The sequence below is a fragment of the Pseudoalteromonas sp. SCSIO 43101 genome, assembly GCF_023650775.1.
GTDB lineage: Bacteria > Pseudomonadota > Gammaproteobacteria > Enterobacterales > Alteromonadaceae > Pseudoalteromonas > Pseudoalteromonas apostichopi.
In genome coordinates, this window is the sequence record NZ_CP072673.1 from 642,507 (window position 1) to 665,659 (window position 23,153).

Below are 23,153 nucleotides of genomic sequence, written 5' to 3' on the forward strand. Positions count from 1 at the left end.
TATTACATCAGTCTTGTCTGATTTAGGAAAAATTGCAAAATAATTTCACCATAAACTCAGTCATTTAGAATGCTTGTTGGTACTTTTGTATTGGTTTTGGGTAGGCTTTGTTTAATGAAAATCTATAAACAAAATCAATAGCCTAGTTCGAGTGTGGCAGGTACTTTTTATGTAGCTTTAGCACATCAATTTTTACCTCCTCAAGAGGGCGGTTGTTATCTAATATATCCGTGGCTTTTTTTTGCTTGTCAGCTCTCGACATTTGTGAGGCTATGATTTGCTTAGCTAATTCAGTAGATACATTATCACGAGCTGTAGTTCTTGTTATTTGCACTTCAACCGGAACATCAATTAGTAAGGTGTGATCGCAGTATTTTTCTAGGCCATTTTCAAAAAGTAAGGGAGCAACTAAGATGACATACTGGCTGGTGGCTTGCTTTAATTGCGTGATCATTGACTCCCTAATAAGTGGGTGTAATAAGCTGTTTAGCCATTGCTTTTCTGATTCATCTGCAAAGATAATCGTTCTTAGTTTTGCACGATCAAGCGTGCCTTCGCTAGTAAGTATTTCATTACCAAAATGTTCAGTAATTTTTTTGAGGCCAATAGAGCCTGGCTCGACGACTTCTCTGGCTACGATATCGGCATCAACAACTTGAATACCAAGCTCTTCAAACATGGCGCTTACTGCACTTTTGCCAGAACCAATACCACCGGTTAACCCTAAAACCCAGTTTGCCATAATTAGTAACCTAAATAGTTAAAGTAATAGCTTTGAATTTGCTGACCCCAAAGCAAAGTTACCCAACCTGCTATGGCAAGGTAGGGTCCAAAAGGGATTGGCGTGGTTTTGTCCTTACCTTGAATAAAAATTTGCGCAATGCCGATGATAGCACCGACGACACTTGATAATAGCACTATGGTTAATATATCTTGCCAACCTAGTAGCGCACCGAACACGGCTAATAGTTTAAAGTCACCATAACCCATGCCTTCCTTACCTGTGGCAAGCTTAAATAACCAGTAGACACTCCATAAGCTTAAATAACCAACCGCGGCACCTATTATGGCATCGGTTGGGGCAATGGTAATATCAATAGTAGCGGCAATCAGCGCTAGCCAAACCAATGGGAGGGTTAGCTGGTCAGGCAGCAACATGTGATCTATATCGATAAAGGTTAAAGCGACTAAAACCCAAGTAATCACTATATAAAGAAGAGCAAGCTTCGTTGGGCCAAAAACAGCAGCAACAATTAAACTTAAAACTGCTGTAAGCATTTCAACAATAGGGTAACGAACAGATATAACGGTTTTACAATTTGCACAGCGACCCTTTAAGAATAACCAACTTAGCACAGGGATATTTTGCCAAGCTTTGATCGGTGCTTTGCATTTAGGGCAGGTCGAATTTGGCTTTATCAGATTAAATGGCGCTTGTTCTGTCTGTTGTTTTGAATTGAGCTCATCGGCCAATAAAATACGGCATTCAGTTTGCCATTCTCTTTTCATCATCAGTGGTAAACGATAAATCACCACATTTAAAAAGCTACCAATACATAGGCTAACTAAGCCGACGGTCAAAAAATAAAACCACTGCTGAGTTTGCATCGCAGTGGTTATATCAAGAAAAAAGTTTTCCATTAAAATACCTAACTTCTGGCCATTTATAGGCCGATTTTACTTCGCTGTGTTGAACTATTCTTATTATTCATTTTATCTTGCAAGCTATCAATCAGCGTTTAGAGTTTTGCTTACAGCTATATTTTAAATCACCGATCCTAATTGGAAGATAGGTAAGTACATAGCAACAATTAATCCACCAACCAGCACACCTAATACAGCCATAATCAGTGGCTCAAGTAAACTTGATAAACCATCAACGGCATCATCGACTTCTTGCTCATAAATAGTGGCTACTTTTGCAAGCATACCATCGAGTGAACCCGACTCCTCACCAATAGCGACCATTTGTACGACCATATCAGGGAAAATTTTAGTATTACGCATTGCCCAGTTCATTAAGTTACCTGAACTTACCTCGGCTTTTATTTCTAAAATCGCATAACAGTACACCGCATTACCAGAGGCACCCGCAGCTGAGTCTAGGGCATCGACCAAAGGCACACCAGCTGCGAAGGTGGTTGATAAAGTACGAGCATAGCGAGCAACTGCCGCTTTATTTAAAATCATACCAATTACAGGTAGTTTTAATATTGCCCTATCATTAGCATCTCTGAGTTTTTTACTCTTAAGAAGTGCTTCTTTATATGCAAAACCTGCAGCAACAATAGCAATGAGCATTATCCACCAGTATTCTTGCATAAACTCTGAAATACCAATCACCATTAAAGTAAATGCAGGTAATTCAGCGCCAAAACCATTAAAAATTTCTTGGAATTGTGGCACTACAAATATAAGCAAGATAGATGTAACGATTAAAGCCACCACCAACACCGCAATTGGGTAAAACATGGCTTTTTTAATTTTTGATTTTAAAGCCTCTGCTTTTTCTTTATAGAGTGCAACACGGTCAAATATTTTATCAAGAGCACCGGATTGCTCACCTGAAGCCACTAGGTCGCAATATAAGTCATCAAAGTAACGTGGGTGTTTACGAAGCGCTTGTGAAAGAGGGATACCGGCTTTAACATCATCGCCAATACCTTCCATAAGTTTGGCAACACTTTTATTTTTAGCACCAGAACCGATCATTTCAATTGATTGAATTAGTGGTACACCAGCCATTAGCATCGTGGCTATTTGTCGAGTAATGAGGGCAATATCTTTTGCTGTGATTTTTTGGACGCGAGCGCCGAATAAAGGCTTTGCTTTACGTTTTACTTTCGACGGAATTATACCTTGCTTGCGTAGTTGTGCTTTAACCAACGCTATGCTTTGTCCAGAAAGTTCACCTTCAAGTTTTTTGCCGCGAGCACTCACACCTACCCACTGGAAAGTATCTAAGCTTTTATTTTCAGGTTGTTTAGCCATTTTTTTCTTTGGAATAGAAGAGAGAAAGGTAGCTTGATCCGCTACCTTAGAATGATTAAAACTATTTAATCAAGTGCCACTAAATTTGACAAGAACTAGGTACGTACTTGTTTTTAGTTGCTGAATCAATAGTACAAGTCCAGTTGATTTCTCCAGCAGGGATTTTACCGCTTGCTAGAGCTGCTGTACCAGTTTTTGGCGTCATTGTTAGTACAACTGATCCAGCTTTTGGTTCAGAAGTTACTTTGATTACTCCCGTACCGGCATCAATAGATACTGCTGAACAGTTTTCAGTTTTAGCGTTTGGATTAAAACCAGAATTAAATGCTGCACCTTCAGCTGCATTCATTGCTACAGTTGTTTTTGCTGCACTAGCAAGGTTTACACATTCTGATACCCGAGCTTTTACAGTATAATCTTGATAAGCAGGAAGAGCTACTGCAGCCAAAATACCGATGATTGCAACTACAATCATTAATTCAATTAGGGTGAAACCCTGTTGCTTTTGTTGTGTCATTTTGTTCCTCTCCTAAAGGATATGTTTATTGTAAGTTTAGCTGTAACTTCAGCGTTGTAAAACCAAGGCTCAATTTACAGGATAAATCTTACAGTTTTACTTAAAGTCAGTTTGAGTAAAGCTTGATGATTAACAAAGTTTTACTAGAACATCCTATGTTCAGAGTTCATAAAATTTACTTTAGCATTATTAAGCGTTTTTGGAAGCCATTTTCCTGTTCAATAAGCAGTTTTTCAGAACTTTCCTACCTTTGTTTGATGTAAAATAAGCTTAGATCTAGTTCTTTGTACTATTTATAAACACCTCATCTCTTTAGGAACTTATTGAATTGATTGCAATCTTGTGTAGGTTCAGGACGTGGATATACAAAATAATTAAAAACGCTGAATGAATGTTGGTTTTTTGTTACTAGCTCAGGCTTTTTACGTATTTAATGCTTTTTTAATTTCTTGTCAATGAATTAGGTAAAGCATTAAATACGTAAAGGAGAGTTTTAGCCGTTAAATCGCATTGAAAGGTCGATTGATTGTAAATTTTTTGTAAGTGCGCCACTTGAAATAAAGTCTACACCTGCCTGTGAATAGGCTTTTAAGGTTTCAAGTGTCATATTGCCAGAAACCTCAAGTTTTGCTCGCTTGTCTGTAAGCACTACAGCTTGTTGAATTTGCTCTACGGTAAAGTTATCAAGCATGATGATATCAGCCCCTGCGTTAATCGCTTGTTCAAGCTCATCAAGTGATTCCACTTCCACTTCAACTGGCTTTGTGGGGTGGTTGATTTTAGCCTGTGCGACTGCTTTATCAATTCCACCACAGGCAGCAATGTGGTTTTCCTTAATTAGGAAGGCATCAAACAAGCCGATGCGATGATTCGCGCCGCCACCACACTTTACAGCATATTTTTGTAGGGCACGTAAGCCCGGAATGGTTTTGCGCGTATCGAGTAGTTGCGTGCTCGTGCCTTCAAGTTCTTTTACATAATGAGCGGTTGTTGTTGCTGTACCACAGAGGGTTTGTACAAAGTTAAGGGCAGTTCGCTCTGCAGTTAAAATAGCCCGAGCTGAGCCAGATGCAGTGAAGAGCGTAGAGTTTGCTGTGACTCTGTCGCCGTCATTTACGAGTACCTCAACTTTTACTGAAGGGTCGACTTGGTTAAATACTTCTAAAATAATGTCTTTACCACAAAATACACAGTCTTCACGGGTAATTACCTTGGCATTGGCTAGCTCGTTTTCTGGAATTAGTTGCGCGGTAATATCACCGTCATTTGCGCTTTGGTAATCTAAATCTTCATCAAGGGCAAGTTTTACCAGTTGGCTAATTAAAGTGTGAGGGACTGACATGTCTAAAGCTCATTGTTTATTAATAAATTGGCGAAATTTTACTATGTTTAACTTCTTAATAGAAGACAAAGATTGCCCACATTTATGTAACCTTAGCCTCACTTTAAGCGAGTAAATTAAAGCAACTAGACCCTGAGTTTTTAACCCTTTACACTATTTAACTTTATTGTCATCGTTAGTTTTTAATATGCATATAAATGAATTAGGGCAATTAAACAATGTGTTACAAAGGCCTTGTACACATTTTGATGAGCGCCCTGAAAACGAAGTATCATTACTTGTTATTCATAATATCTCATTGCCAGCGGGGCAGTTTGCAACGCCCTATGTTGATGATTTATTTATGGGGGTAATTGATTGTACGGCACATGAAACCTTTGTTGATTTAAAAGGGTTAAGAGTGTCTGCGCATTGCTTTATTCGTCGCACGGGTGAAATTATTCAGTACGTGCCTTTTGAGAAACGAGCTTGGCATGCGGGTATCTCAATGTTTGAAGGCAGAGAGCAGTGTAATGACTTTAGTGTGGGCATTGAGCTTGAAGGCACAGATACGCAAGCGTATACCCAAGCACAATATAATGCATTACACTTAGTGACTAAGGCGTTAATGGATAAGTATCCTGCAATAAACCGTTCACGCATTGTTGGCCATTGTGATATTGCTCCCGGCAGAAAAACTGATCCGGGTAGTAGTTTTGATTGGCAGTACTATTTTGATTTAGTGTTTTAGTTGAAAGGATATAGGTAAAAGCATGATCTTAATTTCAATAATTATTGCTTTGGTGATTGAACGTTTAGGAGCTCGAGCTGATTACTGGCAAATCGGTTTTTATGCCAATACCTATTTAAAGCATTCGCAAAAGCAACTGTCAGAAAAGGGGTTGTTTAATTCGCCAATTGGTTTTTTGATATGGTTAATGTTACCTGTACTTGCCGCGGGGTTAGTTTATCAACTCTCTGATTTTATTATCTGGCAGTTGGCTGTGAATGTTGCTGTGCTGCTGGTTTGTTTTGGCTGTGCTAAGCAACGTGCTTTGTATAAGTCTTACTTAAATGCCTTAACACGAAACGATCAAGAAGCGGCTACCTTATATGCATTACAAATGGGCCAAAAGAAAACAGAAGATGAGCCGCTTGGTGAGACCTTTGGCCAAACTTTAGCTTGGTTAAATTTCCGCTTTTATTGTGCCGTTATTTTTTGGTTTGTGGTTTTAGGTGTACCTGGTGCGGTTCTTTATGCGCTGGTTCGTACTTTTGCTGACAAAGTAAGAGATGATCACCATGTTCCCTACGCTAAGCGTTTTAAACTAATCCATAGTTTATTGTTCTGGCTTGACTGGTTACCAGCACGGGTTGCGAGCTTTGGTTATTTAGTGATTGGTAACTTTAATAAAGGTACTAGTTGTTGGCTGAAGTATGTGCTCGACTTTTCAGTGAGTAACCGAAAAGTTGTTACGCAAACCGCACTTGCCGCTGAGCAAATCGAGCAACAACATTTTGGCTGTACTTATGAAGCCACTTGCATGATGAAGCTTGTAAAAAGAAATGTCTTGTTCTTTTTAGTGATTATCGCTGCATTAACCCTGTTTGGTGGCTTGGCGTAGGCGCGATTTTATATTGCGTTTTGATTTATAGGTGTGTACGAGTTTTGTCGCGGGGTAAACCCGCTGCTACAAAGCTACTCAATTCAACTAACATTTAAAACCTGACCTCTACCCGCTGCTACAAAGCTACTCAATTCAACTAACATTTAAAACCTGACCTCTACCCGCTGCTACAAAGCTACTCAATTCAACTAACATCTAAAACCTGACCTCTAAAAGCTCAGCTGCCCAATCTGGTCTGACCATTTATTTTTTATTGTTTTTTCCTTTAGAAAAAGCCACTTTAATCCATACTGTTTAATCTTTAGACGAATTGCGTTAGGGTGTAACCGGGCGCTGAGTGTAGTGAAATTGACAGAAATTCGGGTTTTTGATAACGTATGCGATAAATTTGGTATGACCAATTTACCTTTTTGGTCAAAGCACAAGGCTAAGTACCCGATATTTATGGGGTTAGCGCATAATAATGCGGACGTTAATAAATGTCTTTAAAGATTAAAGCAGCAAAGTTATCTGATGTAATTTTACAACAACTTGAGAATATGATTCTTGAGGGGTCGTTAGCGCCAGGCGAAAAGCTGCCTCCTGAACGTGAATTAGCGAAACAATTTGAAGTATCGCGACCATCATTACGAGAGGCAATTCAAAAACTTGAAGCCAAGGGATTAGTAACGCGTCGCCAAGGCGGTGGAACGTTTGTAAAAAATCAGCTTGAAGAGGGGCTCACTGATCCGCTTTTTGATTTGATTAGTAAGCATCCAGAGTCACAATTTGATTTACTAGAATTTCGTCATGCCCTTGAAGGAATTGCTGCATACTATGCGGCTATGCGCGGTACGACAAATGACTTTAAAAAAGTAAAACAAAGCTTTGACAATATTGCGCTCGTTAATGACGACCTTGTGCAAAAAGCAAAAGCAATTAACGCATTTCATTTTAGTGTGGCAGAAGCATCTCATAACGTTGTGTTACTACATTTAGTACGTGGCATGCAGGCATTGCTTGAGCAAAATGTATTACAGAATTTAACTGTACTGTTAAAAAAACCACAGATCAGCCAACAGCTCGCAGAACATAGACGACTGTTGATGGATGCGGTTATTGAAGGAAACCCAGAGCAAGCTCGTCTTGCTAGTAATGCTCACTTAGCCTTTATCGAAGAAGCCTTACTTGAGGCTGGCAAAGAGCATTCGCGGATTGAACGTAGTTTAAGACGCACCAAACAACATTAAGCAAGTGATTAGCTAAGTTTAGTTAACAACTTAATTTTAAGATTTATTAAAATAATTAGTATTTTAAACATAAGGAAACCTCCATATGTCTGAAGTCAATAAAATTGACGTAGACGCGCTAGAAACACAAGAGTGGTTACAAGCCCTTGAGTCTGTTGTGCGTGAAGAAGGTGTTGAACGTGCTCAATTCTTACTTGAGCAAGTGTTAGAGCAAGCCCGTTTAGACGGTGTTGATATGCCTACTGGCACAACCACTAACTACGTTAATACCATTCCGGTAGATCAAGAACCTGCTTACCCAGGTGACGTAAACATTGAACGTCGTATTCGTTCAATTATCCGTTGGAATGCGATCATGATCGTATTACGTGCGTCGAAAAAAGATCTAGACTTAGGCGGCCATATGGCTTCTTACCAGTCTTCAGCTGCATTCTATGAAGTATGTTTTAACCACTTCTTTAAAGCACCAAACGATGTAGATGGCGGTGACTTAGTTTATTACCAAGGCCACATCTCTCCTGGTATTTATGCTCGTGCATTCGTTGAAGGTCGTTTAACAGCTGAGCAGCTTGATAACTTCCGTCAAGAAGTTGATGGTAACGGTCTTCCTTCATACCCACACCCTAAATTAATGCCTGAGTTTTGGCAGTTCCCTACAGTATCGATGGGTCTTGGTCCAATTGCATCAATCTACCAAGCTCGTTTCTTAAAATATTTAGATGGTCGTGGCTTAAAAGATACTAAAAACCAACGTGTATACGCTTTCTTAGGCGATGGTGAGATGGATGAGCCAGAATCACGCGGTGCAATCTCATTCGCAGCTCGTGAGAAATTAGATAATCTATGTTACCTAATCAACTGTAACTTACAGCGTTTAGATGGCCCAGTAATGGGTAACGGTAAGATCATTCAAGAGCTTGAAGGCCTATTCAAAGGTGCTGGCTGGAACGTAATTAAAGTTGTATGGGGTAGCGGTTGGGATATCTTACTAGCTAAAGATACAACAGGTAAATTGCTTCAGTTAATGAACGAAACCATTGACGGTGATTACCAAACATATAAAGCAAAAGATGGTGCGTACGTACGTGAGCACTTCTTTGGTCGTTACCCTGAAACAGCAGCGCTTGTTGCTGATATGACTGATGAAGAGATCTTCGCGCTTAAGCGTGGCGGCCATGAGCCATCAAAACTTTACGCTGCATTCAAAAAAGCGGAAGAAACCAAAGATCGTCCAACAGTAATCCTAGCGAAAACTGTAAAAGGTTACGGCATGGGTGACGCTGCTGAAGGTAAAAACATCGCACACCAAGTTAAGAAAATGGATATGACCCATGTTGAACACTTACGTTCACGTTTAGGTCTACAAGACTTAGTTTCAGACGAAGAAATTAAAGACTTACCATACTTAACTCTTGAAGAAGGCTCTGAAGAGTATAAGTACCTTCATGCACGCCGTGAAGCGCTACAAGGTTACACGCCTAAGCGTATTCCAAAGTTTTCTGAAAGCCTAACATTGCCAGAAGTTGACGCGTTCAAGCCGCTACTTGAAGAGCAAAAACGTGACATCTCTACAACAATGGGCTTTGTACGTGCACTTAACGTGTTACTAAAAGATAAAGGCATTGGTAAAAACATCGTTCCTATTATCGCCGATGAAGCACGTACCTTTGGTATGGAAGGTTTATTCCGTCAAATTGGTATTTATAACCCGCATGGCCAAAACTACACACCTCAAGACCGTGATATCGTTTCTTACTATAAAGAAGCTACATCAGGTCAAGTACTACAAGAAGGTATCAACGAGTTAGGTGCAATGTCATCATGGGTTGCTGCTGCAACATCATACAGCACTAACGATTTACCAATGATCCCATTCTACATCTACTACTCAATGTTTGGTTTCCAACGTGTAGGTGATATGGCGTGGATGGCTGGTGACCAACAAGCGCGTGGTTTCTTACTAGGTGCTACTGCAGGTCGTACAACGCTAAACGGTGAAGGTTTACAGCACGAAGATGGTCACAGCCACATTCTTGCTAACACGGTTCCTAACTGTATTTCTTATGACCCGACATTCGCATACGAAGTAGCGGTAATCATGCAAGACGGTATCCGTCGCATGTACGGTGAAGATCAAGAAAACGTGTTCTATTACCTAACGCTAATGAACGAAAACTACCATCAACCAGCTATGCCTGAAGGCGCTGAAGAAGGTATTCGTAAAGGTATCTACAAACTTGAAACTGTGGCTGGCGATAAAGCAAAAGTACAGTTACTAGGTTCAGGTACTATCATGATGGAAGTGCGTAAAGCAGCACAAATCCTGAGCGAAGAGTATGGCATTGGTTCTGATGTATTCTCTGTAACGTCATTCAATGAGTTAACACGTGACGGTCAAGATGCTGAGCGTTTCAACATGCTTAACCCTGAAGCAGAACAGAAGACTGCTTACATCACCAACGCATTAACAGATGCCGTGACTGTAGCTGCAACAGACTATATGAAGAACTATGCTGAGCAAGTTCGTTCATTTGTACCAAGCAGCAACTATAAAGTGTTGGGTACTGATGGTTACGGTCGTTCTGATAGCCGTGAAAACTTGCGTCGTCACTTCGAAGTGAATGCTGGTTATGTTGTGGTTGCAACACTATCTGAGCTTGCTAAACGTGGTGAAGTTGAGAAGTCAGTGGTTGTTGAAGCAATCAAGAAATTTGACATCGACACAAACAAAGTTAACCCGCTATACGCATAAGAGGTTCCAATGAGTATTGAAATTAATGTACCAGATATCGGTGGCGATGAAGTTGAAGTAACCGAAATCCTTGTTAGCGTTGGCGATAAGGTTGAGGTTGACCAATCGTTACTAAAGGTTGAAGGCGACAAAGCATCAATGGAAGTACCTGCTGCACAAGCAGGTACGGTTAAAGAAATTAAAGTAGCTGAAGGTGATACAGTAACCACAGGTTCACTTATCATGATCTTCGAAGGTGAAGAGCAAGCTTCTGCACCTTCTGAAACAAAAGAAGCAGCTAAAGCAGAACCTGCTCAGCAATCTTCAGGTTCAGCGACACAAGAAGTCACTGTACCAGATATCGGCGATGATGAAGTTGAAGTAACTGAAATCATGGTTGCGGTAGGTGACACGGTTGAAGAAGAGCAATCTTTATTAAGTGTTGAAGGCGATAAAGCGTCAATGGAAGTACCAGCGCCAATCGCAGGGACTGTAAAAGAGATCAAAATCGCGACTGGCGATAAAGTAAAAACGGGCTCTTTAATCTTTGTGTTTGAAACTGCATCAAGTGGCTCAGAAGCACCAGCTGCAGAATCAGCTCCAGCTGAAGCGGCTCCAGCTGAATCAAGCACTAAAGAAGTAAATGTGCCTGATATTGGTGGTGATGAAGTAGAAGTAACCGAAGTGATGGTTGCTGTTGGCGATAAGGTTGAAGAAGATCAATCAATCTTAAACGTTGAAGGCGATAAAGCATCAATGGAAGTACCTGCACCATTTGCCGGTACTGTTAAAGAAATCAAAGTAGCAGCTGGGGATAAAGTATCAACTGGCTCACTTATCTTTGTATTTGAAGTAGCGGGTAGTGCACCCGCAGCAGCGGCACCTGCTCCTGCAAAAACTGAAGCAGCTCCTGCACCTGCAGCAAAAGCTGCACCGGCCGAGAAGCCTGCATCAGCACCGGCAAGCAACGAAGGTTTTGCAGATAACAAAGCCTATGCACATGCATCGCCAGTTGTACGTCGTTTAGCGCGTGAGTTTGGTATTAACCTAGCAAACGTAAAAGGCACGGGTCGTAAGAGTCGTGTTGTTAAAGAAGACGTACAAAACTACGTGAAAGACCTTGTGAAGAAAGTTGAATCAGGTCAGCTTTCTGCAGGTAAAGGTAATGCTGGTGGCGGTGAGTTAGGTCTTATCCCTTGGCCTAAGGTAGATTTTGCTAAGTTTGGTGAGATCGAAGAGAAGAAACTTTCTCGTATTCAGAAGCTATCTGGTGCTAACTTGCACCGTAACTGGGTACAAATCCCACATGTTACACAGTTTGATGAAGCGGATATCACAAGCTTAGAAGCATTCCGTAAAGAGCAAAATGCCCTTGCAGAGAAGAAAAAGCTAGGTGTTAAAATCACGCCGCTTGTGTTCGTAATGAAAGCTGCTGCGAAAGCACTTGCTGAATTCCCAACGTTTAACTCTTCTCTATCTGAAGACGGCGAAAGCTTAATCTTGAAGAAGTACATCAACATTGGTGTTGCAGTTGATACGCCAAATGGCTTAGTTGTTCCTGTTTTCAAAGATGTTGATAAGAAAGGCATCATTGAGCTTTCTCGCGAATTGATGGATATTTCTAAGAAAGCACGTGAAGGCAAATTAACTTCATCTGATATGCAAGGCGGTTGTTTCACAATCTCAAGCCTCGGTGGTATCGGTGGTACAGCGTTTACACCAATTGTGAATGCGCCAGAAGTTGCTATCTTAGGTGTATCTAAATCAGAAATGAAGCCTAAGTGGAATGGCAAAGAGTTTGAGCCTAAATTAATGGTTCCATTATCAATGTCATACGACCATAGGGTTATTGACGGTGCACTAGCGGCACGCTTTACTGTGACACTAGCAAGCTATATGAGCGATATCCGTCAATTGGTGATGTAATCGTTTCATAATTTATAAGAATCAAATCCCAGCAAGTTGTTTTTTGCTGGGATTTTTACCATTGGCAATGATACAATCTTTGCCATAGAACAATCTTGGTATAGATATCTGCTCTCCCTTTCTGCCTTGCAGAAACATGGCAGTTAAACTTAAGGGCAGTGTCCCGTTCAAACATTTAAGGTAATAGCATGAGCAACGAATTAAAAACTCAAGTTGTTGTACTAGGCGGTGGTCCTGGTGGTTATTCTGCGGCTTTCCGTGCTGCTGACTTGGGCTTAGAAGTTACATTAGTAGAATCTCGCAACACGTTAGGCGGTGTATGTCTAAATGTGGGTTGTATTCCTTCAAAAGCACTTTTACACGTAGCTAAAGTGATTGATGACGCAGCTGAAATGTCATCTCACGGCGTTACTTTTGGTAAGCCTGAAATCGACCTAGACAAAATCCGTGATTGGAAAGAGTCTGTAATCGGTCAATTAACTGGCGGCCTAGACGGCATGGCTAAAATGCGTAAAGTGAAAGTAGTTAGCGGCTACGGTAAATTCACTGGTAGCAACACCCTTGCTGTTGAAGGTGAAGACGGTACAACAACGATCACTTTTGATAATGCTATTATTGCTGCAGGCTCTCAACCTGTTAACTTACCTTTCATCCCTGAAGATGACCGTGTAATTGATTCAACGGGTGCTTTAGAGCTTAAAGACGTTCCTGAGAAACTACTTGTTTTAGGTGGTGGTATCATCGGTCTTGAGATGGGTACTGTATACCGTGCGCTAGGTTCTGAAATCGACGTAGTTGAGTTTGCTGATCAATTAGTACCAGCAGCTGATAAAGACGTTATTAAGATTTACCAAAAATACGTTAAGAACAAGTTCAACGTAATGCTTTCTACTAAAGTTGTTGGTGTTGAAGCGAAAGAAGACGGTCTATACGTTTCATTCGAAGGTAAAAACGCACCGGCTGACGCAGTACGTTACGATAAAGTACTTGTTGCTGTGGGTCGTACACCTAACGGTAAATTACTTGACGCAGACAAAGCGGGCGTTAACGTTGATGAGCGTGGTTTCATCAATGTTGATAAACAGCTTAAAACAAACGTTGATCACATCTTCGCTATCGGTGATATCGTTGGTCAACCAATGCTTGCGCACAAAGCGGTTCATGAAGCTCACGTTGCTGCAGAAGTTATCTCTGGCCAGAAACATTTCTTCGATCCTAAGTGCATTCCTTCAATCGCATACACAGATCCTGAAATTGCATGGGTTGGTGTAACTGAGAAAGAAGCTAAAGAGCAAGGTTTAAGCATCGAAACTGCAGTATTCCCTTGGGCAGCTTCTGGTCGTGCGATTGCTTCTGCACGTACTGAAGGTCAAACTAAGCTAATCTTCGATAAAGACTCAGGTCGTGTTATCGGTGGTGCTATGGTTGGTATCAACGCAGGTGAAATGTTAGGCGAAATCGGCCTAGCAGTTGAAATGGGCGCAGACGGTGAAGACCTAGCGTTAACTATTCACGCTCACCCAACGTTAAACGAATCAATCGGTCTAGCTGCTGAAATCTTCGAAGGTTCAATCACTGACCTTCCAAATAAAAAAGCAGTTAAAAAGAAGTAAGTTCTTTTGACGAATAGCTTAAAAACCCAGCTTCTGCTGGGTTTTTTGTTTTAGTTTAGAGCTATAACAAACCACTCAGATTAATATCTATTCCCCTTATTTTTAGCTACAATACGCGCCGTTCAATTTTCTGGTAAATACAGTGGCTACTATCTCAAATAACTCCGTGTTAGTACTTCGTGCTTTACAAATGGCTGAGTCTCGTCGTGAATTTAAAGCGCGAGGAGCTAAATTAACGCGTTGTGAGCGCTGTTTATTAGCTGAGCATTATTGTATCTGCGAAGGGGTAGAGCAGGCTGAGTGTGAATCGGCGGTCTGCTTACTTATGTATCACAATGAGAGTTTTAAGCCATCAAATACTGGGCGTTTAATTGCTGAGATCGTTCCAGATAACCACGCTTTTAAATGGGATAGAACGAACCCAGATGATGCTTTGTTAAGCTTGTTGGCAGATCCACAGTATCAGCCTATGGTTATTTTTCCTGCTAGTGATGTTGAAGATGAAACCCGTGTGATCACTGAAGTAGTGCCTGAGGACGGTAAACGTCCATTGTTTATCTTTTTAGACGGTACATGGCGCGAAGCAAAGAAAATGATCCGTAAAAGCCCTTATCTAGATAACTTACCTGTGCTTTCTATTACGCCTGAAAAGCTCTCAGATTATCGATTGCGTGTTGCCCCACATGAGCATCAATTAGGCACCGCTGAGGTTGCTATTATGGTGCTTGAGCTAGCTGGTGAAATGGATGCTACGAAAAAGCTAGAGGAACATTTTTTTAAGTTCAGAGATGCATACTTGCTTGGTAAGAGAAATAAAGGGCGTCCAGAGTAGTTCCTTTTGGATAAAAGAAAAGCGCGAACTATCTCTAGTCGCGCTTGCGGAATCTTCTTAATTTTTTGCATCCTGCAATTGAATCTAATCAACTCCCTAAACTTTGCCACTCCATGCGATTACACTTTACTTATTGGTTCTGTGTAATATAAGGCAATCCCGCCTTGTTTCCTTGTAAGTCCATTACATCCTTGCTGGTAATTACTTTACCCTTCCCTTACGTGTTATCCAGACACTATCCCTTTATTTGCAAATCCGTTGCGATGCCCTAACGGCCTGTCCTTTGTTCCACTTTTTTAACTTCCTGTATAACAACATCCTGCTGTTATTCCATTCCACATCATCCTGATGCTGTCCGTAGGTTGTCACTCCTTTGCGTTACTCTTCCTGAGCCTGTCCTTAATTCCTTATTCTCCAAATGAACCTTATTCCGCGGTTTTATGAGTAATGCTTCCTTATCCATCTACTCATTAAGCTTCTTGCTTAGTTGATGTAAGTAATTATAGAGAAATGGTCAAAGCTGAGTAGGTCAAAATCCTACTTAATCTATTGGTTATTTTATTGTCATTTAATATATATTATTAAATTTCAATTGGTTATGTGTTTTTGGGCAGTGTTTTCTGGTGCTTTTTACTCAATTGCTGCCATATAGGTGAGACATCTCTTACATGTAAATTCCTAAATGGCAGCTAGGTTGATTGAAATATGAGTTTAAACGGGTGCACTTTGCGCTAACTCTAGGTAAAATATTTTGATAATTGTTATTATTTAGGTGCTATAAAATGAAGAAAACAGCCTTAGTATTAGTTAGCGCATTATTGAGCGTGCCGGCATTTGCTGCAGACGTAGTAAATATTTACTCGTTTCGCCAGCCATTCTTAATTCAGCCTATTTTGGATGATTTCACTAAGCAAACTGGCATTAAAACTAATGTGGTATTTGCGAAAAAAGGTCTGATTGAGCGTGTAAAGCGTGAAGGCAAGCACAGTAAAGCTGATTTAGTATTAACCTCAAATTTTAGTGCACTTATTCAATTAGAAGATTTAGGTTTAACACAATCAATTAATAGTGATGTGGTAAATGCGAATGTGCCAAGCACCTTTCGCGATGCGGATGGTCAGTGGATAGCGCTTACTAAACGTGTACGTAATGTATACTCTGCAAAAGAGCGTATTGGTGCTCTTTCTGAGTTAACATATGAAGATTTAGCCGATCCAAAGTACAAAGGCAAAATATGCACGCGCTCAGGCAAACACCCATACAATTTAGGTTTAGTTGCTTCGATGGTTGCTCACCATGGCGAAGTAAAAACTAAGCAATGGCTAGAAGGTGTTAAAGCTAATTTAGCGCGTAAGCCGCAAGGTAATGACAGAGCACAAGTAAAAGCTGTGAAAGAAGGCTTATGTGATCTGGCGTTAGGCAACAGCTACTATTTCGGTAAAATGCTGCAAGATGAGCAGCAAAAATCTTGGGCAGAAGCTGTTTATATTAACTTCCCTAACCAAACTAACCGTGGTTCTCATATTAACGTATCGGGCGTTGTTATGACCCGTTACGCTAAAAACCCTGAAAATGCCTTGAAACTGATTGAGTATATGACCGACAATAAGGCGCAAAATATGTATGCTTCAGTTAATATGGAATACCCAGTAAAGCAAGGGGTTGCATTATCTGAGATGGTTGCATCATGGGGGAAATTTAAAGAAGACAGTCTTCCTCTTGATGAGATCAGCAAATATCGCCCAGTGGCACTGAAGCTAATTGACGAAGTAAAATTTGATTTATAACGAGAACACATCTCGTTTTATAAAAGCTGTTTTTTAACAGCTTTTATTTTATCTGGTATTAATCCACTTATGCATGTGAAGTTTTCGCTGTCGCGTTGGCAGCTTATAGCCTGGCTTATTGGCCTGTTGCTTGTTACGCCATTAGGCTTTTTGTTATTTGAATCTCTGCAAGGGGATTCAGACGTATTTCAGCACCTATTTGACACGGTGCTTTGGGATTATACCCGTAATACGCTATTACTCATTGTCGGAGTGGGACTATTAAGCTGCGTTATTGCTTTACCGTTAGCTTGGTTAACTGCCTATTGTGATTTTCCGGGACGTAAGCAGTTTGAGTGGGCTTTAATGCTGCCATTAGCAATGCCAACGTACCTCATAGCTTATGTGTATACTGACTTACTTGATTATGCTGGGCCAATTCAAATAGCGCTAAGAGAGTGGTTTGGTTGGCAATCACCAGATGATTATTGGTTTTTTGATATTCGTACGTTAACCGGGGCCATTATTATGATTGCTCTGGTACTCTATCCATACTTATTCCTTATTTTTAAAACAGCGCTTAGAGAGCAGTCTTTTAAATTAGTACAAGCTAGTCAGTTGATGGGGTTATCGCCATTTAAAAGTTTCTTAAGAGTTAGTTTGCCCCTTGGTCGAGGGGCTATTGTGGCAGGAATAACATTAATCAGCATGGAAGCAATGGCTGACTTTGCCACCGTTAATTATTTTGCGGTGAGTACATTAACGACTGCTGTTTACGATACTTGGCTTGGCTATTACTCATTGACGGCTGCAGCGAAAATCTCTGGCATTATGCTACTCATTTTGTTTTTAACCATCATGGTGGAGCGCTTTAGCCGACGTAATCAAGCTGTATATGAACGTCAGTCAAGTATCAACAGCGCAACATTATATCGCTTAAAAGGCTGGGCTGCATGGGCTGCAAGCTTAGCTTGCATGTTAGTTCTGTTACTTGCTTTTATACTGCCTGTAGGGGTGTTAATTAAGTACGCCATTGCGTATTCCGATGAAGCATGGAATGGGGCATTTTTTAATTACGCTTGGCAGAGTTTTAAAGTCGCTGTTGTGGTGAGTATTGCAACCATCCTATTGAGCTTGTTGGTATTGTTTTATCAGCGAATTGCTAAACAAGCTTACTCTTTACTTCCTGGACGTTTAGCTAGTACAGGTTATGCCTTGCCAGGTACAGTGTTGGCCATTGCCGTATTACTCCCATTAACTCAGCTAGATGATGCATTAAATAACTGGCTTGAGCCTTTTGGTTTATCGCCTGGGTTACTTTTGAGTGGCACTTTATTTGCCATGATCTTTGCTTATGTTGTGCGTTTTTATGCGATTGCGCATGGTGCGCTTGAAAGTAGCTTTCTGCGTATTAGTCCATCGCTAGATATGGCTAGTCAATCAATGGGCAAAGGACCATTACAAACCTTATGGCGGGTACATTTACCGTTGTTAAAACGAGGGATTCTTACTGCTGGTTTGTTAGTATTTATTGAGTGCATGAAAGAGTTGCCAGCAGCTTTATTACTTAGGCCTTTTAATTTTGAAACGCTTGCGACCCATGTTTTTCAGTATGTTAGTGATGAGCAGTTAGAGCTTGCGTCTATTTCAGCTTTGTTTATCGTGTTAGTTGGGTTAATACCTTTGTATTTCGTTAATCGTTCGATGGAGCAAAATCACTCATGAGTCATTTGATAATTCAAGACCTAGCTTATCAGTATAATGGCACTAAGGTATTGAGTGAACTCAATCTTAATGTTGAGCAAGATGAAATTGTTTGTTTGCTTGGCGCAAGTGGCTGTGGCAAAACCACCACCTTAAAGGCAATCGCGGGGATTTTACAGCCCGAGCAAGGCTATATGAGCATAGATTCAAATGTGGTCAATGATAGCGGACTATTTGTTGCACCTGAAAAACGTAATATCGGCATGATGTTTCAAGACTATGCGTTATTCCCTCATCTAACGGTTAGTGACAACATTGCGTTTGGCCTCAGTAATATGAGCAAAGCACAAAAGCGTGAGCGCGTGGACGAAATGCTCAGCCTTGTTAAATTAGATGGTTGTGCTGGACGTTACCCTCATCAACTTTCAGGTGGTCAGCAGCAACGAGTCGCGATTGCTCGTGCTCTTGCTTATAAGCCAAGCTTATTATTACTTGATGAGCCATTTTCGAATATTGACACACAAGTACGCTTTGAGCTTATTGCAGATATACGTCGCATTATTAAAGATCAGCAGGTATCTGCGGTATTTGTTACCCACTCGAAGGAAGAAGCTTTCGCGTTTGCCGACACGCTTGCGGTTATGCATGGTGGAAAAATCGCCCAACAGGGCTCCGCGGAGCAGTTATTTAGCCAACCTAACTCAAAGGTGGTTGCAGAGTTTCTTGGTACGGGCATATACTTAACGGCGAAAGTATTAACGCCAACTGAATACGAAACGGCGTTTGGTGTGGTTCACTCATTGACGGCGAACAATGTAGATTGTCAGCAAGGTCAAGTGTACATAAGACCGCACTATATTCAGTTGTGCGAAGCTGCTCACAGTGACGCAAACAGTTTAACAATCTTGCAAAGACGCTTTATCGGTACGCGTTATGTGTATCGTATCAATATTGCAGGGCAAGAGTGTGAAGTTGCCGCAGAGCAAGATCGCGTGTTAGCTGTTGAGCAGCCTGTAAAAATAAAAATAATGCCGCACACAGTCAATTTTTTTCATGATTAATCAATCTTGAATCCTTGGCTAGGTGCAAATAACGAGAAGCTAAGGATTCACTATGGCGCAAGCGCAATCTGGGATTTGTGCTGAAGCAAACTTACATGGTTTGCACCTGTTTTTTAATGTTTACGATGGCCATGATGAGTCATTACGTAAAAAACTAAAACGCGTCAGCGTTATTCAAGATGAGTTTGCAGATCAGTTCTCTGAAGCCATGCTGTCGTGCGTGGTTGCCCTTGGTGCTCAGTATTGGCCGCATATCCTGCCCGAATTTATTCCAAGTCAATTACAAAGCTTTCCTAATGTGACTCATAGTGAGCATGTGATCAGTGCACAGCCTTTTGACTTGTTTGTACAAATTCGCTCAGACCGCGAAGATGTAAACCATCTATTTGCTCTGCAAATTCTAAAGTTATTAACACCGGATGTAGAGCTGGTGGAGCAGGTACGTAATTTTCGGTTTTTAGATGGGCGTGATTTTAATGGCTTTATTTATGCTGGTGATACCCCTCATGGTCGTCAAAAGCGTAGCACGGCTCTTATCAACAAACCGGGGCACTTTGAAGACCAAGGCAGCTATATTCATGTGCAGCGTTTTGTGCATGACTTGAGTGTCTGGCAGCATTTGTCGTTGTTCGAGCAAGAACAAATCATGGGGCGTACGCGTCTTGATAATACCTTGATTGTGCCTGCTGTAGAAACTAGTCATGCGGTTCGCAGTGAACTAAAAGATGAGCACGGTCAGCCACTATTACTTAATCAAAGCATGCCATTTGGTGATGTGCATAAACAGGGGATTTTGATGGTTTCGTGTGCGGCGCAAGGGGATGCGTTTGAGCAGGTATTAAAGAGCCGGTTGGGGCAGGGCGATTGCTATGATCATTGGCTCGATTTTACTCAAGCCGATATGGGATCTGCGTTTTTCGCCCCGTCAGTAAACTTTTTAAAGCAGCTTTAAACTGTATCGAATAAAGTGCGCACGCGATCAAGCGTGACATCGATTTCTGAAATCTTCGCAGGGGCGATAAAAATAGTGTCGTCGCCTGCAATAGTGCCTAGTACACCATCCGCCTTACCTAGAGAATCAAGTAATCGAGCAATTAATTGAGCTGCGCCTGGGCTAGTACGAATAATGATCATCATTTCGTTATGCATAATATCGATAACAAGCTGACGCAGAGGGCTTTTCGCTGTTGGTACACCCATTTCAGCCGGTAAACAATAAACCATTTCTTGCTTTGCATTACGGGTACGTACAGCACCGAACTTGCTTAACATGCGAGAGACTTTACTTTGGCTAATATTATCAAAGCCTTGCTCTTTCAATGCTTCGACAATCTCACCTTGTGAGCCGAAGTTTTCTTCTTTTAATAGCGCTTTAAACGCTTTGATTAGTGCTTCTTGTTTGTCTTGTGGTTGCATGTTGCCGCTTCTTTATTCATAAAATGTGGAGTAATTCTACACAACTCTGCATATTTATGCAGTATTAGTTTACAAAGTCGTCCAAAATGCTGTGTCTTTACAGCTAAGTTTACAACTATGGTCGAAATTATACGCGAAATAAGCAGGATAAATTTGTTTTTAGTCGCTAATTTCATTATCTTTAGGGCCACAAATATTTCCTACCTCAAATTACGGAGAATTCCAATGAAAGTTGCTGTTTTAGGCGCAGCTGGCGGTATCGGCCAAGCATTGTCTTTATTATTAAAAACAAGTTTACCTGCAGGTTCTGAATTATCGTTATATGATGTTGCCCCTGTTGTTCCTGGTGTAGCGGTTGATCTTTCTCACATCCCAACAGACGTTAAAGTTGAAGGCTTTGGTGCTGACAACTTAGACGCAGCATTAGCTGGTTGTGATATCGTTCTTATCCCAGCGGGTATGCCACGTAAGCCTGGCATGGACCGTGCGGACCTTTTCAACGTAAACGCAGGTATCATCAAAACATTAGCTGAAGGCATCGTTAAAAACTGTCCTAAAGCGTTAGTAGGTATTATCACTAACCCAGTAAACGGCACTGTGCCAATCGTTGCTGAAGTATTCAAAAAAGCGGGTACTTACGATGCTAACCGTGTATTCGGTATCACAACGCTTGACGTGATCCGTTCAGAAGCTTTTGTAGCTGAACTTAAAGGTTTAAGCGCAACTGAAGTTAAAGTTCCAGTGATCGGTGGTCACTCAGGTACTACAATCCTTCCTCTTCTTTCTCAAGTTGAAGGTGTTACTTTCACTGATGAAGAAGTTGCAGCATTAACACCACGTATCCAAAACGCAGGTACTGAAGTTGTTAACGCTAAAGCCGGTGGCGGTTCAGCAACTCTTTCAATGGGTGCAGCAGCAGCGCGCTTCTGTATGTCTTTAGTGAAAGGCCTACAAGGTGAAGAAGTTGTTGATTATGCATACGTTGCAGTTGAAAACGGTGACGCAGCATACTTCGCACACCCAGTACGTCTAGGTAAAAACGGCGTTGAAGAAATCCTTTCTTACGGTGAGTTAAGTGCATTCGAAGAGCAAGCTAAAAACGACATGCTAGCTACACTTAACAAAGACATCCAAGAAGGTGTTGATTTCATCAACGGTTAATTCCGCCGGATGATAGGCGCTTTGCTTATTCGTTAACTTAGTAAAAGCGCTGAAAACAAAAAAGCCTGCAAATGCAGGCTTTTTTAATGGCTCGAATAAATAGAGTTTAATGATCGCGGGCAACGGCGATGCGGGCCAAACTCTCTAATGCTTGTTTGTAAGGTGTGTCTGGTAAGAAAGCAATACAAGCAATCGCTTTGTTAGCTTCTTGTTCTGCTTTTTGCATCGCAAACTCAAGCGCTTTAGTGTCAGCTAGTGCTGCTAGAATGCTCTCTAAGTGATCCATACCATTACCAAGCTCAATAGCTTCTCGTACCAGCTTAACTTGCTCGGGAGTGCCTTTTTGCATTGCGTAGATAAGCGGTAGGGTAGGTTTACCTTCAGCTAAATCATCGCCAATGTTTTTACCAAGTTGCTCGGCATCGGCGTTGTAATCAAGGACATCATCTACTAGTTGGAATGCAGTCCCAAGATGCATTCCGTATAAGTTTAATGCTTCAAGGGTTTGTTCATCTTGCTCAGTAATAATTGCGGCAAGGCCTGTTGCAGCTTCGAACAATTTGGCTGTTTTGCTGTAAATAACCTGCATGTAGCTTTGTTCTGTGGTGTCAGGGTCGTTACAGTTCATTAGCTGTAATACTTCACCTTCAGCGATGATATTCGTTGCATCAGCCAAAATTTGCATAATTGGCATTTTTCCAAGGCCAACCATTAGCTGAAACGAACGTGTATAGATAAAATCACCCACCAATACGCTTGCTGCATTACCGAACTCAGCATTTGCTGTAGGTGTGCCGCGGCGCAAATGTGACTCGTCGACAACGTCGTCATGCAATAAAGTAGCGGTATGAATAAATTCGATGATAGTGGCAAGCGTAATGTGGTCTTTACCCTCATAACCGAGTGCTTTTGCCGCTAAAATGGCCAACATAGGACGAACGCGTTTACCGCCGCTGTTTACTATGTATAAACCGAGTTGGTTAACCAATGCGACATCTGAACGCATTTGGGCATGTATAAGTTGATTGACGTCATCCATTTCATTTTCGATTAACGTCTGGATAGCTTTTATATCCATTGATCTCCGAGCCAATATTTATGGGTATACGGGGCTGATTGTACAACAAAAAAAGCACTTGCTCGATATTTTGTGATGATTCATTAAAAAAACACTGTAAAGTTTTTTATTTGAGATCAATTTTGCCAAGATAAATTTATAACCTTGATTAATAAGTGATCAGCTTTTTGAATTTTTAA

19 protein-coding genes are annotated in these 23,153 nt (G+C 41.1%); 12 read left to right on the forward strand and 7 right to left on the reverse strand.

Annotated elements, in window-relative coordinates:
• Window positions 1–142: 142 nt before the first annotated feature.
• From coaE to nadC, 5 genes are all read right to left on the reverse strand, one after another.
• Window positions 143–742: a dephospho-CoA kinase gene (gene coaE, locus J8Z25_RS03080; protein ID WP_239977176.1), complete on the reverse strand. Its 600-nt coding sequence runs from the start codon at window positions 740–742 to the stop codon at window positions 143–145.
• A 2-nt stretch (window positions 743–744) separates the two neighbouring features.
• On the reverse strand, window positions 745–1,641 hold the full coding sequence (locus J8Z25_RS03085; RefSeq protein WP_284693408.1) for a prepilin peptidase: 897 nt from the start codon (window positions 1,639–1,641) through the stop codon (window positions 745–747).
• Window positions 1,642–1,764: 123 nt separating this feature from the next.
• Window positions 1,765–2,991 (reverse strand): type II secretion system F family protein, encoded by a 1,227-nt coding sequence (locus J8Z25_RS03090; protein WP_250661669.1) that lies wholly within the window; start codon window positions 2,989–2,991, stop codon window positions 1,765–1,767.
• Window positions 2,992–3,070: 79 nt separating this feature from the next.
• On the reverse strand, window positions 3,071–3,508 hold the full coding sequence (locus J8Z25_RS20770; protein WP_284693409.1) for a pilin: 438 nt from the start codon (window positions 3,506–3,508) through the stop codon (window positions 3,071–3,073).
• A gap of 493 nt (window positions 3,509–4,001) precedes the next feature.
• Window positions 4,002–4,850, reverse strand: a complete 849-nt coding sequence (nadC, locus tag J8Z25_RS03105; RefSeq protein WP_250661670.1) for a carboxylating nicotinate-nucleotide diphosphorylase — start codon at window positions 4,848–4,850, stop codon at window positions 4,002–4,004.
• 187 nt (window positions 4,851–5,037) lie between these two features.
• Here nadC and ampD point away from each other — a divergent pair, with 187 nt between their 5' ends.
• The 11 genes from ampD (at window position 5,038) to J8Z25_RS03160 (ending at window position 20,271) form a co-directional block, all read left to right on the forward strand.
• Window positions 5,038–5,580, forward strand: a complete 543-nt coding sequence (ampD, locus tag J8Z25_RS03110) for a 1,6-anhydro-N-acetylmuramyl-L-alanine amidase AmpD (RefSeq protein WP_178926590.1) — start codon at window positions 5,038–5,040, stop codon at window positions 5,578–5,580.
• Between the two features lie 22 nt (window positions 5,581–5,602).
• Entirely contained in the window at window positions 5,603–6,454 is an 852-nt protein-coding gene (gene ampE, locus J8Z25_RS03115) for a beta-lactamase regulator AmpE (protein WP_178926591.1), read from the forward strand.
• A 482-nt stretch (window positions 6,455–6,936) separates the two neighbouring features.
• Window positions 6,937–7,686, forward strand: coding sequence for a pyruvate dehydrogenase complex transcriptional repressor PdhR (gene pdhR, locus J8Z25_RS03120; protein ID WP_130049698.1), 750 nt, complete (start codon window positions 6,937–6,939; stop codon window positions 7,684–7,686).
• Between the two features lie 85 nt (window positions 7,687–7,771).
• Entirely contained in the window at window positions 7,772–10,438 is a 2,667-nt protein-coding gene (gene aceE / locus J8Z25_RS03125) for a pyruvate dehydrogenase (acetyl-transferring), homodimeric type (RefSeq protein ID WP_178926592.1), read from the forward strand.
• A gap of 9 nt (window positions 10,439–10,447) precedes the next feature.
• Entirely contained in the window at window positions 10,448–12,343 is a 1,896-nt protein-coding gene (aceF, locus tag J8Z25_RS03130) for a pyruvate dehydrogenase complex dihydrolipoyllysine-residue acetyltransferase (RefSeq protein WP_250661671.1), read from the forward strand.
• Window positions 12,344–12,531: 188 nt separating this feature from the next.
• The gene (gene lpdA / locus J8Z25_RS03135) at window positions 12,532–13,956 is read left to right on the forward strand and encodes a dihydrolipoyl dehydrogenase (protein ID WP_054562783.1); all 1,425 of its coding nucleotides are present in this window, start codon (window positions 12,532–12,534) and stop codon (window positions 13,954–13,956) included.
• Between the two features lie 190 nt (window positions 13,957–14,146).
• A complete protein-coding gene (locus tag J8Z25_RS03140; protein ID WP_130052202.1) occupies window positions 14,147–14,788 on the forward strand; it encodes a tRNA-uridine aminocarboxypropyltransferase in 642 nt (213 codons plus the stop codon).
• A 782-nt stretch (window positions 14,789–15,570) separates the two neighbouring features.
• Window positions 15,571–16,575 (forward strand): Fe(3+) ABC transporter substrate-binding protein, encoded by a 1,005-nt coding sequence (locus J8Z25_RS03145; RefSeq protein WP_250661672.1) that lies wholly within the window; start codon window positions 15,571–15,573, stop codon window positions 16,573–16,575.
• Between the two features lie 69 nt (window positions 16,576–16,644).
• On the forward strand, window positions 16,645–18,279 hold the full coding sequence (locus J8Z25_RS03150) for an ABC transporter permease (RefSeq protein WP_167658211.1): 1,635 nt from the start codon (window positions 16,645–16,647) through the stop codon (window positions 18,277–18,279).
• Window positions 18,276–19,319, forward strand: coding sequence for an ABC transporter ATP-binding protein (locus J8Z25_RS03155; protein WP_130049693.1), 1,044 nt, complete (start codon window positions 18,276–18,278; stop codon window positions 19,317–19,319). Before J8Z25_RS03150 ends, J8Z25_RS03155 begins: the two co-directional genes overlap by 4 nt.
• Window positions 19,320–19,371: 52 nt before the next feature.
• On the forward strand, window positions 19,372–20,271 hold the full coding sequence (locus J8Z25_RS03160) for a Dyp-type peroxidase (protein ID WP_130049692.1): 900 nt from the start codon (window positions 19,372–19,374) through the stop codon (window positions 20,269–20,271).
• On the opposite strand, the gene argR is transcribed toward J8Z25_RS03160, so the two are convergent.
• Window positions 20,268–20,735 (reverse strand): transcriptional regulator ArgR, encoded by a 468-nt coding sequence (gene argR, locus J8Z25_RS03165; protein ID WP_054551012.1) that lies wholly within the window; start codon window positions 20,733–20,735, stop codon window positions 20,268–20,270. The two genes, J8Z25_RS03160 and argR, sit on opposite strands and share 4 nt — an antisense overlap.
• Before the next feature lie 225 nt (window positions 20,736–20,960).
• Between argR and mdh the strand changes: the two genes are divergently transcribed.
• Window positions 20,961–21,896 (forward strand): malate dehydrogenase, encoded by a 936-nt coding sequence (mdh, locus tag J8Z25_RS03170; protein ID WP_130049690.1) that lies wholly within the window; start codon window positions 20,961–20,963, stop codon window positions 21,894–21,896.
• 106 nt (window positions 21,897–22,002) lie between these two features.
• On the opposite strand, the gene ispB is transcribed toward mdh, so the two are convergent.
• A complete protein-coding gene (gene ispB, locus J8Z25_RS03175) occupies window positions 22,003–22,974 on the reverse strand; it encodes an octaprenyl diphosphate synthase (protein ID WP_250661673.1) in 972 nt (323 codons plus the stop codon).
• Window positions 22,975–23,153 lie beyond the last annotated feature (179 nt).

Bases quoted from the DNA above. Each gene is read 5' to 3' on its own strand.
- mdh (WP_130049690.1), top strand. From the start codon at position 20,961: ATGAAAGTTGCTGTTTTAGGCGCAGCTGGCGGTATCGGCCAAGCATTG.
- ispB (WP_250661673.1), bottom strand. From the start codon at position 22,974: ATGGATATAAAAGCTATCCAGACGTTAATCGAAAATGAAATGGATGAC.
- ampE (WP_178926591.1), top strand. From the start codon at position 5,603: ATGATCTTAATTTCAATAATTATTGCTTTGGTGATTGAACGTTTAGGA.
- J8Z25_RS03140 (WP_130052202.1), top strand. From the start codon at position 14,147: ATGGCTGAGTCTCGTCGTGAATTTAAAGCGCGAGGAGCTAAATTAACG.
- J8Z25_RS03090 (WP_250661669.1), bottom strand. From the start codon at position 2,991: ATGGCTAAACAACCTGAAAATAAAAGCTTAGATACTTTCCAGTGGGTA.
- ampD (WP_178926590.1), top strand. From the start codon at position 5,038: ATGCATATAAATGAATTAGGGCAATTAAACAATGTGTTACAAAGGCCT.
- aceE (WP_178926592.1), top strand. From the start codon at position 7,772: ATGTCTGAAGTCAATAAAATTGACGTAGACGCGCTAGAAACACAAGAG.
- coaE (WP_239977176.1), bottom strand. From the start codon at position 742: ATGGCAAACTGGGTTTTAGGGTTAACCGGTGGTATTGGTTCTGGCAAA.
- pdhR (WP_130049698.1), top strand. From the start codon at position 6,937: ATGTCTTTAAAGATTAAAGCAGCAAAGTTATCTGATGTAATTTTACAA.
- J8Z25_RS03150 (WP_167658211.1), top strand. From the start codon at position 16,645: ATGCATGTGAAGTTTTCGCTGTCGCGTTGGCAGCTTATAGCCTGGCTT.
- J8Z25_RS03160 (WP_130049692.1), top strand. From the start codon at position 19,372: ATGGCGCAAGCGCAATCTGGGATTTGTGCTGAAGCAAACTTACATGGT.
- J8Z25_RS20770 (WP_284693409.1), bottom strand. From the start codon at position 3,508: ATGACACAACAAAAGCAACAGGGTTTCACCCTAATTGAATTAATGATT.
- nadC (WP_250661670.1), bottom strand. From the start codon at position 4,850: ATGTCAGTCCCTCACACTTTAATTAGCCAACTGGTAAAACTTGCCCTT.
- aceF (WP_250661671.1), top strand. From the start codon at position 10,448: ATGAGTATTGAAATTAATGTACCAGATATCGGTGGCGATGAAGTTGAA.
- J8Z25_RS03085 (WP_284693408.1), bottom strand. From the start codon at position 1,641: ATGGAAAACTTTTTTCTTGATATAACCACTGCGATGCAAACTCAGCAG.
- J8Z25_RS03155 (WP_130049693.1), top strand. From the start codon at position 18,276: ATGAGTCATTTGATAATTCAAGACCTAGCTTATCAGTATAATGGCACT.
- J8Z25_RS03145 (WP_250661672.1), top strand. From the start codon at position 15,571: ATGAAGAAAACAGCCTTAGTATTAGTTAGCGCATTATTGAGCGTGCCG.
- lpdA (WP_054562783.1), top strand. From the start codon at position 12,532: ATGAGCAACGAATTAAAAACTCAAGTTGTTGTACTAGGCGGTGGTCCT.
- argR (WP_054551012.1), bottom strand. From the start codon at position 20,735: ATGCAACCACAAGACAAACAAGAAGCACTAATCAAAGCGTTTAAAGCG.